Here is an 18,236-nt window from a genome sequence, read left to right on the forward strand (position 1 = left end):
AGTACCCCTGCTGCGGCCGCACAAAGCACACGTGGTGCGGGGCGGGGCCCTGCCAGCGCCGCCGATGTCTCCGGCAGGCCGAGCTAGACGACGGCGGAAACCGGCTCGGTCACGGTCCGCGTGGTCGCGGGAGTGGAGGTGGCGGCGCGCAGGAAGCTGCCGGTTCGCTGCGTGCCGACCACGTCGGTGGGCTGTCCGTTGAGGAACACCGCGCGCCCCGCGACGAGCACGGCGCTGACAGTGTCGTCATTGCGGTTGACCATCCGCGACATTCCGCCGTACTGCTCAACCTTTTCCTCGGCGTAGCCGTCCAGCGAATCGTCGAGCTGCGCCGGGTCGACGATCACCACGTCGGCACGATCGCCCATCCGCAGATGACCGGCGTCGATTCGATACCAGTCGGCCAATTCACCGGTGAGGCGATGCACCGCCTGCTCGATGGTCATAAACGGTGCGCCGGCCTGCTGGGCGTCGTGGACGTGGCGCAGCAACCTCAGACCGAAGTTGTAGAACGCCATGTTGCGCAGGTGTGCGCCCGCGTCGGAGAACCCCATCTGAACGCCCGGCTCGCGGGCCATCTTCTTGAGCACCTCGGGACGGTGGTTGGAGATCGTGGTGCGCCACCGCAGCGCGGTGCCGTGCTCGAGAACCAGGTCCAGGAAGGCATCAACGGGGTGCAGCCCGCCGCGGTCAATGCCGACCTGCCCGAAGGATTTTCCGATGACGGACGCATCGGGGCAGCCGACGATTTCGGCGTCGAAGAAGTCGCGGTGCCACACCCGAAGCCCGTATTTGCTGTCGTAGTCCTTGCGGAACTGCCGACGGTAGTTCTCGTCGCGCAAGAGATCGTTGCGCTGCGCCACCTGTTCTTTCAGATGCATCGCGGCCGCGCCGGAGCCGAACTCTTCGAAGATCACCAGATCGATGCCGTCGGCGTACACCTCGAATGGCACCGGCAGGTGTTGCCAGCGGAAGTTGCCGCCCAGCTTGTTGATCAGGCGGGCCGCCGGGCCCAGCGTCGCGATCACAAACGGGTTGGCCTTGATGTCGGCGGCCGAAAGCAGAGTGGTCTTGAGCTGCCTGCGGCCGATGCCCAACGACTGCATCGCCTGAGAGACGATGTTGATCGGGTTCTGAATGTCGGGACCCGCCTGCAGGATCCGCCCGCTGCGCCGCAGCAGCGACTTCAGCCGGCGAAGCTCGCGCGGTTTGGCATACGTCGAGGGCAGCGTGCGCGAGCGGCAGGCCTCGCCGTCGAGCTTGTCGAAAAGCAATTGCTGCGAAGACATCCCGACGAACCCGGCCCTCAGCGCCTCGGCCAGCATTTCCTCCATTCGTGACTGCTCGGCCTTGGTGGGTCGGATTTGCTTGCGGGTGGCGCGGTCCAAGCCCATGGTCGCTGCGCGCATGTCCGAATGCCCGATGAAGGCAGCCACATTGGGCCCCAGCGGGCGCGCCTCCAGCGCGGCGATGTACTCCTCGCAGCCGCTCCACGTCTTGTGGTGGTTGACCGTGCTGATCACGTGCTCGCGCGGAATCGCCTCCACTCGGGCGAACAGGTCACCTGCGTCTTGGCCGTCGACGTGAATGGTCGAAAGCGAGCACGAACCGACCATCACCGTCGTCACGCCGTGGCGCAGTGACTCCGACAACGACGGAGCGGTCAGCACCTCGACGTCGTAGTGGGTGTGAATGTCGACCAGCCCGGGCAGCACCCACTTGCCCTGGGCGTCGATCACCTGCGGACAGCCGGCTTCGTCGAGCGGCTGCGCGCTGATGGCCGCGACGTGACCGTCGCGGATGCCGATGTGGCGGATTGCCGAAGGTGCGCCGGTGCCGTCGAACCATCGGCCGTCCCGGATTACGGTGTCGAAGCTCACGAGGATGTTCCTCTCCTTGGGCGGCTCGTTGGCTCCCAGCATGCGGCCGCGACGGTCGCGAAGTCTTGACAGTTGCGGACGATTATTTGACAGTTGTTGACATGTCGGTGGTGCGCGGAACCTCGCTGTCGGGTTATCCGCACCTGGTCGGCGAACTAGGCGGCGATCCGTCCGAGCTGCTGCGCGCCGCCGGCATCCGGCCCCAAGATGTCGGTGACCACGAAGTCTTTCTGCCCTACCGCAGTCTCATCGTGGCCGTCGAGACTGCGGCGACGGCGACGGCATGTCCCGATTTCGGGCGGCGGCTGGCGCTGCGGCAGGGCATCGAAATCCTTGGTCCGGTCGGGGTGGCCGCGCGCACCGCGGCCACCGTCGGCGACGCCTTCGCGATTCTCCAAACCTTCCTGGCGGCCTACAGCCCGGCCATCTCCGGGCGCATCGCCCCGACTGCCACCGCCGGACAGTCGTTCTACGTATTCGAGGTTCTGATCGAGCGCCCACCCCCGCATCCACAGACCCTCGAACTGTCCCTCGGAGTATCACTGCGGATCATGCGGTTCCTGCTCGGCGCGCAGTACGCACCGTTGTCGGTGCACCTCCCGCACGAGCCGCTCACCGCGACCGCCGACTACCTCACCTACTTCGGCTGCCGGCCGGTTTTCGCGCAGCCGGCGGCAGGCTTCACCTTTCGCACAACCGATCTCGCGCGCTCACTAAACCCGGACGCGCTCGCCCATCAAGCGGTCGTGCAGTACCTGAGGGGGATCACCACACAGCAACCCGGCATGACCCAGTCGGTGCGCACCATGGTCCGCCAACTCCTGCCCACCGGTACCGCAAGCCTCGAGTTGATCGCCGCCCAATTTGATCTGCATCCCCGGGCGCTGCATCGCCGGCTGGCAGCGGAGAACACCACTTTCGGCGAACTCATCGACAGCGTGCGCCGCGAAACCGCCGAACACTACCTGCGCGACACCGACATCAGCCTGTCGCACCTGACCCGCGAACTCGGCTACGCCGAGCAGAGCGTGCTCAGCCGGTCGTGTCGGCGCTGGTTCGGTTGCGGTCCCAGCAATTACCGCAACGCGGTCCGCTCTGTCGCATCGAGCCACACCCCACCGGGGCGGAATTCCTCGGACGCGGGACGGGCTCGACCTTAGCTGATCGCGGCGAATCGCTTGCAAGACAGCGCTTTCGGGTATTGCCACCCGGTCGCGGTACGCCTCTGCTAATCGCCGGTGCGGACGCTGTCAGCTGGCCGCGCCGTTCTTGTCGCAGACGAAGCAAGTTCCCACCAGACCATCATTTCTGCCCTAAGGGTGGGCTCGTGCTTGTCGACGGCGATCACCGGGGGGCATTCAGCGGCGGACTTTACGGCTGCGGGGCCCCGAACTAATCATGAACACGTTGCGACAGCGATCTGCGCGTTTCTGCTTCGATGTGCCAGTCCGATGATGCGTGTCGTTCGGGGATCGACAGCGACGTCATCCGTGGATAGAGGATCGCTGGACCCAGCCATCGCGCGATAAAGCGGCGTAGTTCGATTCCGTCGCGCGGCTGCTGGCCGGGGTCGGTCAGGAGGGACTGCACTGTGCGCAGGGTCATTTCGGCAAGTTCATGAAGCGCGGTGGTATCGAAGCCGTGAAGCTTCCAGTCGACTTCGAGGCGGCGGAAGACCGACAAACAGAATGCGATCGCCGTGTCGGACGTCAGCGAGGTGACGGCCTCGCCCTCAATCCGCCGAGTCAGCAAATTCTCCAGCTGTGGATCACCAGCGAGATTCTCGATTCCAAACGACAGGCTTTCGACGATTGCGGTGACGGGGTCGTTCAGTCCGCGAACGTGTTCTGCGACTTGGTCAATAAAGCCGTCGACTGCACGCATTGAGCTGGCGATGAGCAGCGCGTCAGCGTTCGGAAAGTAGCGGTACACCGTCTGGCGGGTGACACCGAGCCTGCGGGCGATGTCGGCAAGGCGTATCGCCGATCCGTGCTCGGCGACCTCTTCGTCTACCGCAGTCAGAATTCGTGAAATCGCCTCCTCGTCCGATGAGGGTGTCGAACCCGCCCAGCCACGACTACGCATCCGCCGTCACAAGCCTTGCGCTGGTGAATTCGATCGGCAGAGTCGTCGGACCGGTCATTCCCAGCAGGGATTTCCACGGTGCCGGACCGACGCGACGGGTGGCGGGGAGGCGGCGGGTGAGGACTGTGAGTGCTTCCGCCAGTTCGCGGCGTGCGAGGTTCGCCCCGAGACAGTAGTGCGCGCCACCGCCGAAGGTCAGGATTGCGGGTACGTCCTTGCGAGCGATGTCGAAGCGGTCAGCATCGTCATAGATCGCCGGATCGCGGTTGGCTGCAAAGGTGTTCGCGAGTACGAAGGTCCCTGCCGGAAACATGTAGCCACCGAACTCGACATCCTCGACGGCGGCTCGCGGCACGATAGAGGCCGCAGGCGAGTGGCGCATGCTCTCCTCGACCGCCTGCATGGCAAGTTCTGGATGGTCGCGCAGCTTCGCCCATTGATCTGGATGCTCGCAGAGCACCTGCACCGACGCGGCTAGTTGGTTCCGAGTCGTATCCGTTCCGGCCATCAAGAAGCCGGCCACCAGCATGCGGAGTTCGTCGAGGTTGAGCCGGTCACCGTCGCTTTCAGCGCGGATGAGTTCGGAGAGCAGATCATCAGTGAGACTGTTTCGGCGGGCGGCGACCATGTCGTCGACGTAGGCGTCGAGTTCGCCCCATGCGCGCATGATTGCAGACTCATCGAAGGTGGCATCCGGCTGGAAGTTGAGGGCTTTGAAGATCTCCTCAGTCCAGTCCGCGAACAGCTGCCAATCCTCGCGAGGCGCGCCGAGCAGCGCGCACATGATCGGGGTCGGATAGGGACGCGCGATGTCGGTCACGACGTCGCACCGTCCGGTGTCCGCCACCCGATCGATCAGCCCGTTCACCACTTCGTGGATCGTGTCTTGCAGACGTGATGTCGCGCGCGGAGTGAACGCCTTGGAAACCAGTTTGCGTAACCGAACATGTGGGGCGCCCTCCAACCCCAGGAGGCTATTCGCCATCTTGTCGTACAACGGGCCCGAGGTGATGCCTTGCGCCGCCAGAGTGATACCGGGCGGGAGGCGGAATCTATTGTCGCGCAATATTTCCCGAGCCAAATCGTAGGACAGGATTTCCGGACCGAGGGGTCCGATGGCAATGGGCGCGCACGATTGCGCCTTTCGGACATCCTCGAGAATGTCGTGCGGAGTGGCGGTGAGGCTGTAATTGAACGTGGGGAGGCCAGCGTCGAAGACGTTGGGAGCGGTGCGGTTCACGTTCATCGGTGTCTCGACTTCCATTAGCGACCAGACGGGCGATCGTACGGACATATATGCCATCAATGTATGACCAAGCCTCAGACTTCGTCAAGGCAGGACCATATATTGCAAGGTCAGTCAACTCATCCACTGCTGCGGTCATACACGTTGCAGCTCGACGTCGCGTCGCCACATCAGGGGGGCCGGAGGGGCGGCCATGTGCTGAGCCGTCCGGTTAGCCGCAGTGGGCAGCCGTCTGGGTTAGAGCACTGTTACCTCGCGACGTTGAACGGCACACCGCTGATCAGCGCGAGTTGGCTGGCGCCGAGCACGCTCGCCTGCGCGCCGGCAAAAAAAACTGAAGTGCTCCACCTGGGCGTTTACAAGTGCTCATCATGATGCATGGTCCCGGACTCGTCGATGTACCGGACGTGCATATCGCGTCCGTCGAGGTCGATCACGGCGAAACCGAAAGTGTTCCAAGGTTCGACGCCATGTCCGGCCAGCCGCAACGCGCAACGGAGAATCCGGCGCACGGCGCTGCTCCACCGGTTGACCGGGCTCGCCCTCGAAATATGACGCTTGCGATACTCGTACTTCAGATAGGGGTCACCCGAGGCGGCGATCAAGTATGACGGGATACCGCCATGGCCCACGCATGACGTGAATTGCACACCGTCTCGGGGCTTGTACACCAGGCATCGGTGTTCATGGCCCCAGAACCAAGCATCAACGTCCCCGGTGGCGAGAATGTGGCCGATTTGTTTGCACAGCCCTTGGCCCGTGGGCCTGTAAGCGCTCCATAGCGGGTGATGCGAAAGCATCGTCGTGCGATGGTTGGGAGCCGCATTGAGTTGGCCCTCAATCCATTGGACCTGACCGTTCGATAACCGTTTGTTCCCGTACGCTGTGTCGAGCCCGAGGAGTTGCCAATTGTCGTTGCGTAGCGCGAACACGCTCTTGCGGTCCTGCTGTGCAAACCGGGAGTCGGCTAACGCTGTCCCGTAATAAGCATGGCCACCGCGGTACATGTCATGGTTGCCGCAGATGATGAACGAGCCGATGTCCTCGCCGTGTTTCACCGGCCAGTATCGCAAGAAGTTCTTTTCGTACTCTTTCTTGGAGCCGGTGAAATACACATCGCCAAGATGAATGACATATTGCTCTTTGCCCTCGTCGAGACCCTTTTTCAAAATTTTTCGGATTTCGCGCGCCACTTTCTTTGCGCGCTTGTGGCCAGAACCCCAATCACCGACGAGGACGATGCGAGCTTTGTTGGCAATCGTCACTGGCTGTGCCGGCAGCCCGCCGAAATCGACTTTGTCGTCCTTCAACTGGTACCAGAGCTTAACCACCTCCATCCATAGCCAACGCGGGTCGCCGAATATCGGCGGGTCTGTGACCTCGTACGGGCCCCAAAGATGCGTTATGCGTATCTGATCCGGCGTTTGGGCGATCCGCCCATCGACGTTGTCCTCGTCCAGTCTTGCAAAGGCCCAGGGTAGTTGCTCGAAGGCAGTGGTTAGTTCACTTTGCAATATCGCGAGGATCGGGATGCTCGGGATGCACATCCCATCCGACTCTCGGTCGCGTTCGCTCGAGAGTTCGTCACAAGCGCGATCGAGTTCGTCGATAACCTCCTGTATTTGTTCAGCGGAGAACTCGGCCAACGGTCCGCCCTCTATGTCTACGGCGGCATAGGCCGGCGGTTCGTCCTCTATGTCTACTGCGCCGGCATAGGCCAGCTCTCGGTCGTCACGTAGCTGTCGTAGCCCCCGCCCCTCGATCACTTTTTGCAAGTTAAGGCGCGTGCGTTCGGCCGTCACGAGCAAGTAGTCATAATTCACGACGTCAGCAAACACGCGCCCACTCCTGTGATGTGCCCCAACCCATTGATCGCGTCCCTTCTTGCTATCCGCACCTAACTATGACGTTGGCGGCGTGCGTTTTTGGCCTGCGACACAGATCGACGGCCATCCGGAAACATCCGGCGATTAGTGTGCCCGCCAATCGCCGATTGGATCCTAATCCTCAGCTTCCGCGTGCGGAATAGGAAACTGGATGGCCCTGATCCGGCCACGCGTTCACTCGGCCAGCACGCGGTACACAGTCGCCCGGCTTACTACAAGCGTTCCCGCGATCGTGCCGGCCGGTTCACCGCTAGCGTGCATCCGCTGAACCATTGTGAAGATTCTGACGGCATGATTCCGCCACCGTATCTCGGAAAAACTTTCCCCGCCAACCACTCTCACTACATCGTGAGCGGATCAGATGTCGTATGGCGTAGCCGCAAACAGTCAGCTTATCGCATTCGTCAATGAACAAGAGGCGGACGAAATTTCGAAGTTCCGAGCCGGTGAGGAAAACAACAACGGTGCAATCACCACAAGTTCGTTCATCCCGAGTCTTGGAGCACCGGCCTGGCTAACACCAGATCAGATCGTTGGTAAGCAAGCGCCGGCACAGGACAACGGGCTGAAAATCGACGGTTCGTATCAACCTCTGGGATCAGGCATCACCCGAAGACAACATGTCAAACATCAGCCGAGGCAATACACAGAAACGAGTGGGGCGGGCGGGCCTCGAACCCGCGACCAACGGATCATGAGTCCCTGGCCAGCGTCCATGCGACCAGGGAAAACGGTTAGCTAAGACAACCCGTGTCCCCTGCTAGATAACCAATCTCGCCGTTGCCGGCCCGGTGCCGGTACGCCCTCGGTAGGGCTACAAATCGGCCCCGGTCGCCGGGGTAGCGCCGGGGCGAGATGCGCGCGGGGCTGTTGGCTAGGATCCGCCGATTAGACGCCGAACCCCCCATAGCCGACTTTGGGTGGGACATGCGCCGGTGTTCAGATTGCGCCCGACGAACGAAGGCGCTCCATTCCGGCCGCGTCGTAGCCCGCCAGGGCGCCGAGTAACTCTTCCGTATGCTGCCCAACGCGCGGCGCTGCTGGCGGTGCAAATCGTTCGTCGGGTTTGGTCTTGATGCACGTCCCAATCAATCGCTGCGACGTCCCGTCCGGCTGAGCCTGCTCGTAGACGAGTCGGCGAGCCTTCGCGTGGTCGTCGTCGAAGAGGTCTGCTCCCAAAAATGCTGGTGCTCCTGCGATGTCAGTCGCAATGAAGAAGTCGGTCCATTCCCTGCGCGTGCGGCTCGCAAAAATTGCCGTCAACTCCTCGCGCAGCCGGGCCTCTGCCTCGACATCCTCCCCCGGCCTCCGGCGCCCCGGTTCATAGAGATCCATCCTCTCGAGTGACTCGCAGAATCTCAGCCAGAACTTGTCCTCCAGGGCGTTGAACACCACGTAGTTGCCGTCGTTCGTTTCGTAGTACTGGTAACGAAGCGAAGCGCGGATTCCCTCGCCGTAGGTGGGTTGACCGTTCGCCAGCGCTGTGAGGTGTTGGAAGTTCCAATTGATCGCAGCATCGACCTGCGCTACTTCGACGTACTGCGGCGTGCCGTCGCGCCCGGCGGCGTGCAGCGCGGCGAGTACGCCCATCGCTGCGTACAGCGGTCCCGCCAGAACACCCGTCGTCCCAGTCGCCGCCCCCGAAAGGCGTGGCGTTCCGTCGGCATCGATGATCGGCGGGCTCAGGCCGGCGAAACAATCGAAGGAAAGCCCGTGTGTGGCTAATCGGTTGTAGGGCCCATAGCTGCCCATGCCGTTGAGCACGCAGTACACCACTGTCGGGTTGACTGCGACGATGTCGTCGTAGCTGAAGCCGAGCCGGCGCGCGGTTCCGTAGCGTAGTCCGTCGATCACCACCGCCGATGTCGCGGCCAGGCGGCGAAACGCCTCTTGACCCGCAGGCGTTTTCAGGTTTATCACCACACTCTTTTTGCCGCGATTCCAGTGCGAGTCCTGCAGCTCGCCGCCGGACACCGCCGCACCGCGGAAACCGCCGCCACCAGGCGGCTCCACCTTGATCACCTCTGCGCCGAGGTCAGCCAGGTGCCCGCCCAGCGCATCCGCCGAGAACAGTGACACTTCGAGGACACGGACGTCTTTGAGAAATTCCAACACGCGACCTTTCAGAATGCGGTGCGGCTACATCATGGTGATCGACTTCAGCTCCGTGTATTCCTCGAAGCCCCAGCGCCCCTGCTCTCGGCCCAGTCCACTTTGCTTGAAGCCGCCGAATGGGCCCCCGCCGTTGAACATGCCGCGCGCCGGTAGAGACCAGCCGGGGCCCTGCCCTCCCCCTGGATTGGCTCCCAGATCGACACCGGGTGCGACAGTCTGCACCATGATGGTGCCGGTGCGGATCTGTCGGGCGACGTTGAATCCCCTTGCGGCACTGCGGGTCATCACCAGACCCGCCAGACCGTAGATGGAGTCGTTCGCGATGCGGATGGCTTCGTCTTCGGAGCGATATGTGATCACCGCCAGCACAGGACCGAACACCTCTTCCTGGCATAAGCGCATGTCGCCGCGGCAGTCGACGAATGCCGTCGGTTCGTAGTAGAAGCCGCGTTGAAGGTGTTCGGGACGTTTGCCGCCGACGACCAGCCGCGCGCCTTCCTGCAGGCCCGACTGAACGAAGGATTCAACTCTCTGACGCTGCTGATCCCTGATCAGTGGACCGACGACAGTGGCGGGATCACGCGGATCCCCGACGGTGATCATTGGAGCCATGGCTCTGACGCCCTCGACATACGCTTCGAGCAGGTGCACGGGCAACAGAAGTCTCGACGTGACGGTGCATGCTTGTCCGGCATGCATCAGCACCTGCCCGAATCCTATTCCCGCAACGTCACTTTCGTTGACATCGTCGAGAACAATATGCGCGCTCTTGCCGCCGAGTTCCAGCTGTACGCGTTTCATCGTTGCCGCCGAAAGCTCGCGGATGCGCCGCCCGGTCGCCGTCGAACCGGTGAACCCGATCATGTCGACGCCTCGGTGCGTACATAACTCCTCTCCCACGTCGGCACCGCCCACGACCACGTTGAACACTCCCGGCGGGAGGCCCGCTTCCTCGCCGACCCTGGCCAGCTCCAGGGCGTTCATCGGAGTCCAGGGGTGGGGCTTCAGTACCACAGTGCAGCCGACGGCCAACGCGGCCAAGCACTTCTGAATGTTGATCGAGAAAGGAAAGTTGAATGGAGTGATGACGCCGACCACCCCGACCGGTTCACGAACCACCGTCACGCCGCCCAGGCCAGTCGGCGAAACTATAGGCCCGCCCGGTGTCTCCACCCACGTCACATCGTGTTCGACGAACTCGCCGTAGTAGTGGGCCGCCTCGATGGCACCGCCAACCTGAATCAGGTCCGTGATGAAGCCGGTCGAGCCGATCTCGGCGACGACTAGCTCCCTAAGCTCCGCTTTGCGCTCATCGAGGATCTCAGCGAATCGCTTGATGATCTTCGCCCGCTCCCGGACGGACAGCCACGGCCACGGACCTTCGTCGAAAGCTCGCCGGGCAGCCTCGATCGCCATTGCCGCCTGCTTTGGGCCACCGTCGACGACTCGGCCGATCAACTCTTCATTGGACGGATCGATAACATCGATGGTGCCGACGGCGTTGTCGCTCAACCACTTACCGTCGATGAAGCTCTGGTACTCACGCATCAAACGAATCCGTCAGCCGCAGACTACGCCAGGGCCGGATACGCGGCGGGCTCAAAGTCGAAGACCCGGCGAGCATTACCCTGCAGCACTTTGTACTTGTCGAGGTCGGACCGGCCGTCGAGTGCCTTATGAGCGGCCTGAAGGGAGTTGGGCCACAGGCTGTCAGTGTGCGGATAATCCGTTTCGATCATCACATTGTCGACGCCGATGAAGTCGAGGTTCGCAGCCCCGAAGTCGTCCTCGATGAAGCACCCGTACATGTGGTCGCGGAAGAGCTGGCGCGGGGACTCGGGGAAAATTTCAGGATCGGTGGGCACCGGGGTCAAGCGCATCGTGGCGGGGTCAACCGCCCAGTTGTTGGCGCGCAGGTAGTGGTAGTCCGCGGCGACGTGTTCAGCACGCTCGATGAGGTACGGGATCCAGCCGATGCCGCCCTCGGCCAGCACGATCTTCAGGTCGGGGTATTTCTGCAGCTTGCCCGAGAACAGCCAGTCGGTGGTTGAGTTCGCCAAATTGAGGTTGATGTTGACGGCCTGAACGCCGAAAGGTGCGTCAGGTGATGTGGTCGGGCTAACCGAGGAAGATCCGATGTGGGTGCACAGCGGCATCTTCGTCTCGTTTACCACCGCGAAGAAATCGTCCCATGCTCCCGAGTGGATGGACGGAAAACCCAGCGGGTGCAAGTTTTCCGAGAAGGCGATGGCTTTGGCGCCCTTGCCGGCGCACCGCAGCGTCTCCTCGACGGCCAGTCGGGTATCCCACAACGGGACGATGACCATCGGGATGTAGCGACCGGGTGCCGCCGCGCACCACTCATCGATGACGAAGTCGTTGTACGCACGCACGCACTTGAGACCTAGGTCGCGGTCACCGAGATGGGCGAACATCTGACCACAGAACCGGGGGAAGAACGGAAAGTTCAGTCCCGCGATCACGTGATCCTCGTCCATGTCGGGGATGCGGGCCACCGGGTCGAAGTAGGCACGGGGCATCTCGTCGTAATTCACTGGCAGCGGGGAATACTCGGCCGGCCTTTGGTGGGCCGCGACCAAGATGCCCATCACCGACGCGCGCGCCTGGTCGTAGATCCACGTATCGACGCCGTCGATGCGCTCCACGTGTGGCACTCGATCGCGGTCGGCGGCCGACGCGCGCTCGACCCACACGTTCGGGGGCTCGATGATGTGGTCATCGACGGAGATCATCCATTGCAGATCTTGCTTGTCCACGGGTTCCTCCCTGATTTCGCTATTGGCGGTCGCCCGCCACCCACTCACTGGCCGACGCGGGCACCTGGCGTGAAGACGACGGGCAGGGCGCGGTAGCCCCGGGTGACCGAGTTCCCGTGAAAGTCAACTTTTGCCCCAGGGGGGATGGCGTAGTCAGGTATCCGATTCAGGGTCTGTTCGACGCCCACCCGAAACTCGAGTCGGGCGAGATTGGAGCCCAGACAGCGATGGACGCCAGCTCCGAACCCGAGGTGGCGGTTGGTCTGTCGATCGAGAATGCACTTGTTCGGCTCGTCGAACTCGCGCGCGTCGCGGTTGGCGGCCGCATAGTTCACGACGACCGTCTCTCCGGGACAGAACTTCTGGCCGCTTAGTTCAACCTCGTCCGCGACTGAGCGATGCAGTCCGTGGACCGAACCGGCGAACCGGATGAATTCCTCTATGGCCGTGGGCATCAACTCGGCATCGTGTACCAGTCGGTCGCGCTCCGGAGCATGGGTGCCCAAATAGAAGAAGGCGAACGACATTGCGCTAGAGGTTGTCTCAAGCCCCGCTTGCACCAGCAGAAGCGCATTCGCGACAGCGTCGTCGAAGCTCAACTTCTCGCCGTCGATCTCGGCGGCGAGTAAAACATCGATCAGGTCGTCACGCGGCGGTTCACCACGCCGTTTGTCGATCTCGTCGCGCACGCGATGGTAGAGATTCGTCATCGCACCGATTCGGACCTCTTCGCTCTCGCCATTGATCCCGAGGTCAGCGGCCTCGATGTAGAGCGGCACGTCCTCAACGGGCATGCCGAGCAAATGCCGGAAGAACACGATCCCCGGTTGCTGCCATGCGACGTCGGCGAGATCTCCGCGGCCCGATTCGATGAAGTTGTCGATCAACCCATCGGTAATCGCGCGCACCTGGGGCTCCAGGTCCTTCATCCGGCCCGGGGAAAAATATGGGTTGAGAACTTTGCGAAGCTGCTGCTGCCGTGGTGGATCCAAGTTGATCACGATGTCGCCAAACGACGTCGGGTTGCCCCCGACGGGCTTGCTGGAGAAGCTGCGCCAATCACGCAAGATCTCATAACAGTCGTCGTAGCGGGTGGCGACCCACGCGCCACCCGGAGTCTGTCCCAGGAAAGGGACATCCTGGTGGCTGAACGGTCCGTTCTCCCGCATCACCGCGTAGACCTCGTAGAGGAATTCTTGGTCGCCGAAATCTTCGTGACGAAGATCGAAATTCCGGGCATGCTCCTCCGGTGATTTGCTCACCATGGGTAGCCCCTTCCGCCCCCGGACGCGGGCATACCGACCCCGGGAGAACGCCAGCGGTCAGCCTGGACAGGCAGCCCCCAACTAGGGGCCGTCCACATTGCAGGTACGCCGCAATCGTGCCACCGTCCACGTGCCATCTGCGCCGGCCCTCGGATTTCTTGCACACGCCGAAATTAGCTTTGGCAGCACAGTAAATCGTCGGCTATATGGAGGTCAAGTCGCACTCGATAACTACCTGACAGCACTTAGGATCGACGCGCCCGCGCAGTGCGCGCGAACGGGCGGCGCGCGTGCAGGCTTCCCCCCAGCTGACGGGTGCTCGCTAAAGTATGTGCGATGACCACAGGCGCGCGGCGGCGAGTTCGTGACAAGGACGGCAAACAACGAGCGCTCCTTGAAGCGGCTGCCGAGGTCTTTGCCGAAGCGGGATACGCGGCCGCGGCGACAAAAGAGATCGCTCGTCGCGCCAACTGCTCGGAGGCAATGCTGTTCCACTACTTCGGGGACAAGCGAGGCATCTTCGAGCAAGTCGTTTCTCGGCAAATCGCGGACCTGGTCAGTGAGGCCGAAGAGCAAGTCGTGGCGGACCTGCCCGCGCGCTTCGAGGACTACATCAAGCGGCTTTTCTTCGCGAGACTAAGGATCGATGACAGGGACAGCGGTGTTCCCGGCTGGGACATTTCCGGTAGGGCGTTATCGGATCCGGACTTCTCGCTGCGCGTGCTGCAACCCAATCACGCACGCCGCACGGCCGTTATTGCCGAAGGCGTTCGCCACTACCAAGCCGCGGGGCAGATCAAGGCCGACGTCGACGCCGAGCTGTTCGCCGAACTGCTGGCTAATTTCATCATTTTCACAACGAGCCTCGGACCGCGCTGGTTTGGGACCGGCGAGTCAGATATCCGCGCGCAGATCGAACTGGGTTCCCAGATCCTCGCCAAAGGCGTGAGCACGTCAACGGCGAATCCGCCCAACAAGCGAGGCGGGCGGGTCCAACGTGCCCCTAAGGTGCGTGCTGCCGACTAAAGCTCCGACGAACCCCGCGCGCGACCAAGGTTATCGAGTCACACTTGACACCTTGGCTTTCTCGTCGCTAGCGTCGTTGCCAGCCAGGGCGCAGCCATGCGGATGCAGAGCACCCTTGCTCGATCGGTACGAGCGTGAGGACAGAAGGTGGCGTGTGTGCACTCAACGACGCGGGTAACTCACGTTCGAAAACATTGACTCGGAAAGTCGCACGGCGATGAACGCCCTGCGTGGGGTTCGTGTTGTCGAGTGGGCGACGGAAATCGCCGGCCCGTACTGCACCAAGTTGTTCGCCGACCTGGGAGCAGAGGTCATCAAGATCGAAGCACCAGGCGGGGATCCGTTCCGCCACAGAACGTTTGGCGCTCAAAACGAGGCCGGCGCGCTGTTCAAGTTCTTGAACGCCGGCAAGCGATCAGTCGTTGGCACCTCGGTGGCCGACTTGCAAGCTCTAATCGACTCCGCCGATGTATTCGTCGATTCCCTCGGCCCGGGGGCACTCGACCGAGACGCGCTGTTACGCCGCGCGCCGCACCTGGTGATCGTGGCGTTGTCTCCATACGGCTTGACGGGACCGTACCGGGACCGGCCGTCGACGGAGTTCACGATCCAGGCCGAGAGCGGAACCCTGGCGTTGCGAGGCCGTCCGGACCAACCGCCCATTCAAGCGGGTGGTCGAGTCTTCGAATGGGTCATGGCCAGCTACGCCGCCGTCGGAGCGCTTGGCGCATTGCGGCGGGTTCAACTCGGCGGTGCTGGTGAAATCATCGACTGCTCGTTGCTGGAGACTTGCCACCTCAGCGCCAGCGGATTCGCCGACATCTATTTTGAGCTGGCCGGTCGTCCCCCGTTGACCGTGCCGGCCCGCCAGGTTGAGATCCCTTCCATCGAACCGACCGCGGACGGATGGGTGGGCTTTAACACCAATACCCGCCAACAATTCGAGTCTTTCCTGGCGATGATCGGCCGACTGGATCTGCTCGACGATGACCCGGCGTGGGCCCTCGCCACGACGCGGTGCGAACGGCGGGAGGAGTGGAATCAGATGGTGCGGGAATGGACGACGCAACGTTCCACAGACGAGATCGTCGCGTTGGCCTCCGATCTGCGGATCCCCGTCTCACCGGTCAACAATGGCCAGACCGTGTTGGACCACCCGCAGTTCGCGGCGCGCGGCGTGTGGGGCACGTACGCCGACCGCAGCTTCACCCACCCGTTGGCGCCCTACCAGATCAATGGCGTGCGGCCCGCCCCAACAACCGGTGCTCCTTTGCTCGGCGAAATGGCAAAAGCGCCCACCCACAGCAGGATTGCGACCTTTGCCGACCGTGCGCCGCGACTTCCACTGGAAGGCGTACGAATTCTCGACGCGACAGCGTGGTGGGCGGGCCCCTCCTCCACCCACGTTCTCGCCGCGCTAGGCGCTGACGTAATCCACCTCGAGTCGACGGATCACCCTGACGGCGCACGGATGGCGGCCGCAGCGTTCGCCGATCAGCCTCAGTGGTGGGAGCGGTCGGGGATGTACCTGGCGACCAACGCCAACAAGCGAGGACTCACCCTCGACCTGTCCTCTCCCGACGGGCGGGAGTTGTTGTTCGGACTCGTCGAATGCTCGGACATTCTGGTCGAGAACTTCTCGCCCCGCGTCTTCGACAATTTCGCCATCACGTGGGAGGCCGTGAGTGAGCGCAACCCTCGACTGGTGATGGTCCGGATGCCTGCGTTCGGGCTGGACGGACCATGGCGCAACAACGTGGGTTTCGCGCAAACGATGGAACAGATGACCGGGATGGCTTGGGTGACCGGCCACGTGTACGACCAGCCGCGAATCCCCCGCGGCCCGTGTGACCCACTGGCGGGAATGCATTCCGCTTTCGCCATGCTCGCAGGACTCCGGCGACGCGACGAGACCGGCCAGGGGTGCTTCATCGAAGTATCGATGGTTGAGTCCGCGCTCAACGCCGCCGCCGAGCAGGTTGTCGAGTTCACCGCCTATGGGAATCTGATACCGCGGCTGGGAAATCGCAGCCGTGAAGCCGCCCCACAAGGGCTCTATCAATGCGCGGGGACCGAGCAGTGGCTGGCCATTTCGGTCGCCACGGACGAGCAGTGGGGCCTATTGAAGTCGGCTCTGGGTGAACCGGATTGGGCGAATGACACCACGTTGGACAGTCACGAAGGGCGTGTGGGGGCACACGATCTGATCGATAAGCATCTCGAGCAATGGGCTGGCGACCGCGATTCCGCGGCCGCGGCAGAGTTGCTCGTTGAATATGGTGTTCCGGCTGCGGATTTAGCAGACGCCAGGGTCGGTTCGATGCACCCTCAGTTGGCCGCACGTGGCTTTTTCGAAAGCCTCGACCATCCCATCGTGGGAACACATCACGTGCCGGCGATTCCCTTCAAGTACCACAGCGTTGACAAGTGGTATCGCTCAGCGGCGCCGACGTTGGGCCAGCACAACGGGAGCATCCTCGGCGACCTACTCGGCCTCGACGCCGCATCCATCGCAGTGCTCACAGAAAAAGGAGTCATCGGAACCAGACCAGGCGGATTGGATTAGACAACGTGAAACTTCATGTCGACAGGGAAATGTGCCAGGGCCACAGCCGTTGTTACGCAACGTATCCCGAATTGTTCGACATCGACGACGAAGGGTACGCCTTCGTCACCATGGAAAATGTTCCCCCCGAATGGGAAGACCGGGCGCACAACGCGATCGCGAACTGTCCCGAGCGCGCCATACATATCGTCAAGGAGTCGCCGTGAAGACCAAGGGAGCAGTTCTTTGGGGGCTGAACGAGAAGTGGTCGGTGGAAGAGATCGAGCTCGATCCGCCGCAGGAAGGCGAGCTGCTCGTCGAGTTCGAAGCCACCGGCCTATGCCATTCCGACCACCACATCCGCACCGGCGACATGTACGGGGTGAGTTTTCCCTTGATAGGTGGACACGAAGGGGCGGGCGTCGTTCAAGAGGTTGGCCCGGGAGTGCGCGATGTGGCGGTGGGAGACCACGTGGTCACATCTTTCCTGCCGGCGTGCGGCCGCTGCCGCTGGTGCGCCACCGGCCGTCAAAACCTCTGTGATTACGGGGCGATCATCCTCGCGGGAGTTCAAGCCGACGGCACCTTCCGGCGCCGAGCGAGAGGACAGGGTATTGGCGCCCTCTCCGGCGTCGGAAGTTTCGCGCAGTGGGGGGTCCTGTCCGAAGCCTCAGTCGTCAAGATCGACAACGATGTGCCGCTATCGCGCGCATGTCTTCTCGGCTGCGGCGTAACCACCGGCTGGGGTTCGGCCGTCAATACCGCGAACATCAGTCCCGGCGACGTGGTGATCGTGTTGGGCTGCGGAGGGATCGGCAGCGGTGCCATTCAGGGCGCGCGGCTGGCGGGAGCGGAGCAAATCGTCGTGGTCGATATCGAACCGAGCAAGCGCGACAAAGCGTTTCAGTTCGGAGCTACTCACTTTGCCACCTCGATGGAGGAAGCAACCCAGTTAGTTGGCGAGATTACGCGTGGAGTCATGGCCGACTCGGCGATCCTGACGCCAGGCGTGCTCGAAGGGCCGATGATCAACGACGCGCTCAATGCGGTGCGGAAGGGCGGTGCCGTCGTGGCGACCGCCCTGGCGTCGATGTCCGACGTGACGCCGACCCTGCCGCTGACCTTGTTCACGCTGTTCCAGAAGCGCCTCCTGGGCAGCCTGTACGGCGAGGCCAACCCGCGGGCCGACATCCCACGACTGATCAACCTGTATCGAAGTGGCAAGCTGCTGCTCGACGAGACCGTCACCACCGAGTACAAGCTCGACGACATCAACGAGGCCTACGACGACATGCTCGCCGGCCGCAATATTCGAGGGGTGATAATTCATGAACACTGAGTCGCGTGGAAGGCAGATCCGCTCCGGTCGCTAGGCGCGCAGTTAGCTGCGAGCGCCCGTCTCGGGATGTCC

General features: G+C 62.6%; 12 protein-coding genes and 2 pseudogenes. 5 read left to right on the top strand and 9 right to left on the bottom strand.

What is annotated here, in order from left to right; all coding sequences use genetic code 11:
* Positions 1-83: 83 nt before the first annotated feature.
* Entirely contained in the window at positions 84-1,922 is a 1,839-nt protein-coding gene (locus tag AC5Y43_RS11920) for an N-acyl-D-amino-acid deacylase family protein (protein ID WP_499972555.1), read from the bottom strand.
* A gap of 59 nt (positions 1,923-1,981) precedes the next feature.
* Between AC5Y43_RS11920 and AC5Y43_RS11925 the strand changes: the two genes are divergently transcribed.
* Positions 1,982-3,040 carry an AraC family transcriptional regulator gene (locus AC5Y43_RS11925; protein WP_499972863.1) on the top strand — a complete coding sequence of 353 codons (1,059 nt, stop codon included), beginning with the start codon at positions 1,982-1,984 and terminating at the stop codon, positions 3,038-3,040.
* 232 nt (positions 3,041-3,272) lie between these two features.
* Here AC5Y43_RS11925 and AC5Y43_RS11930 read toward each other — a convergent pair whose 3' ends face one another.
* The 8 genes and pseudogenes from AC5Y43_RS11930 to AC5Y43_RS11965 form a co-directional block, all read right to left on the bottom strand.
* Positions 3,273-3,965, bottom strand: a complete 693-nt coding sequence (locus tag AC5Y43_RS11930; protein WP_499972559.1) for a TetR/AcrR family transcriptional regulator — start codon at positions 3,963-3,965, stop codon at positions 3,273-3,275.
* Positions 3,958-5,211 (bottom strand): cytochrome P450, encoded by a 1,254-nt coding sequence (locus AC5Y43_RS11935; RefSeq protein ID WP_499972562.1) that lies wholly within the window; start codon positions 5,209-5,211, stop codon positions 3,958-3,960. Before AC5Y43_RS11935 ends, AC5Y43_RS11930 begins: the two co-directional genes overlap by 8 nt.
* A gap of 686 nt (positions 5,212-5,897) precedes the next feature.
* Positions 5,898-6,758 (bottom strand): annotated as a pseudogene (locus AC5Y43_RS11940) (metallophosphoesterase family protein); the annotation flags it as partial.
* A gap of 513 nt (positions 6,759-7,271) precedes the next feature.
* Positions 7,272-7,370: pseudogene (locus AC5Y43_RS11945) on the bottom strand (helix-turn-helix domain-containing protein); the annotation flags it as partial.
* Between the two features lie 666 nt (positions 7,371-8,036).
* Positions 8,037-9,209 carry a CaiB/BaiF CoA transferase family protein gene (locus tag AC5Y43_RS11950; RefSeq protein WP_499972566.1) on the bottom strand — a complete coding sequence of 391 codons (1,173 nt, stop codon included), beginning with the start codon at positions 9,207-9,209 and terminating at the stop codon, positions 8,037-8,039.
* Positions 9,210-9,236: 27 nt separating this feature from the next.
* On the bottom strand, positions 9,237-10,760 hold the full coding sequence (locus AC5Y43_RS11955) for an aldehyde dehydrogenase family protein (protein ID WP_499972570.1): 1,524 nt from the start codon (positions 10,758-10,760) through the stop codon (positions 9,237-9,239).
* A 23-nt stretch (positions 10,761-10,783) separates the two neighbouring features.
* Positions 10,784-11,878 carry an amidohydrolase family protein gene (locus AC5Y43_RS11960; RefSeq protein WP_499972572.1) on the bottom strand — a complete coding sequence of 365 codons (1,095 nt, stop codon included), beginning with the start codon at positions 11,876-11,878 and terminating at the stop codon, positions 10,784-10,786.
* 155 nt (positions 11,879-12,033) lie between these two features.
* The gene (locus AC5Y43_RS11965) at positions 12,034-13,254 is read right to left on the bottom strand and encodes a cytochrome P450 (protein ID WP_499972573.1); all 1,221 of its coding nucleotides are present in this window, start codon (positions 13,252-13,254) and stop codon (positions 12,034-12,036) included.
* A 336-nt stretch (positions 13,255-13,590) separates the two neighbouring features.
* Between AC5Y43_RS11965 and AC5Y43_RS11970 the strand changes: the two genes are divergently transcribed.
* From AC5Y43_RS11970 to AC5Y43_RS11985, 4 genes are all read left to right on the top strand, one after another.
* The gene (locus AC5Y43_RS11970; protein ID WP_499972574.1) at positions 13,591-14,280 is read left to right on the top strand and encodes a TetR/AcrR family transcriptional regulator; all 690 of its coding nucleotides are present in this window, start codon (positions 13,591-13,593) and stop codon (positions 14,278-14,280) included.
* Between the two features lie 217 nt (positions 14,281-14,497).
* On the top strand, positions 14,498-16,846 hold the full coding sequence (locus AC5Y43_RS11975) for a CaiB/BaiF CoA transferase family protein (protein WP_499972576.1): 2,349 nt from the start codon (positions 14,498-14,500) through the stop codon (positions 16,844-16,846).
* Positions 16,847-16,851: 5 nt separating this feature from the next.
* On the top strand, positions 16,852-17,052 hold the full coding sequence (locus tag AC5Y43_RS11980; protein WP_499972579.1) for a ferredoxin: 201 nt from the start codon (positions 16,852-16,854) through the stop codon (positions 17,050-17,052).
* On the top strand, positions 17,049-18,164 hold the full coding sequence (locus tag AC5Y43_RS11985; protein WP_499972581.1) for an NDMA-dependent alcohol dehydrogenase: 1,116 nt from the start codon (positions 17,049-17,051) through the stop codon (positions 18,162-18,164). Before AC5Y43_RS11980 ends, AC5Y43_RS11985 begins: the two co-directional genes overlap by 4 nt.
* Positions 18,165-18,236: the final 72 nt, after the last annotated feature.

The sequence above is a fragment of the Mycobacterium sp. NGS57 genome (assembly GCF_059812405.1).

Coding starts and splice junctions, on each gene's coding strand:
- AC5Y43_RS11930 (WP_499972559.1), bottom strand. CDS start 3,965: ATGCGTAGTCGTGGCTGGGCGGGTTCGACACCCTCATCGGACGAGGAG.
- AC5Y43_RS11935 (WP_499972562.1), bottom strand. CDS start 5,211: ATGAACGTGAACCGCACCGCTCCCAACGTCTTCGACGCTGGCCTCCCC.
- AC5Y43_RS11920 (WP_499972555.1), bottom strand. CDS start 1,922: ATGCTGGGAGCCAACGAGCCGCCCAAGGAGAGGAACATCCTCGTGAGC.
- AC5Y43_RS11970 (WP_499972574.1), top strand. CDS start 13,591: ATGACCACAGGCGCGCGGCGGCGAGTTCGTGACAAGGACGGCAAACAA.
- AC5Y43_RS11925 (WP_499972863.1), top strand. CDS start 1,982: ATGTCGGTGGTGCGCGGAACCTCGCTGTCGGGTTATCCGCACCTGGTC.
- AC5Y43_RS11955 (WP_499972570.1), bottom strand. CDS start 10,760: ATGCGTGAGTACCAGAGCTTCATCGACGGTAAGTGGTTGAGCGACAAC.
- AC5Y43_RS11965 (WP_499972573.1), bottom strand. CDS start 13,254: ATGGTGAGCAAATCACCGGAGGAGCATGCCCGGAATTTCGATCTTCGT.
- AC5Y43_RS11975 (WP_499972576.1), top strand. CDS start 14,498: ATGAACGCCCTGCGTGGGGTTCGTGTTGTCGAGTGGGCGACGGAAATC.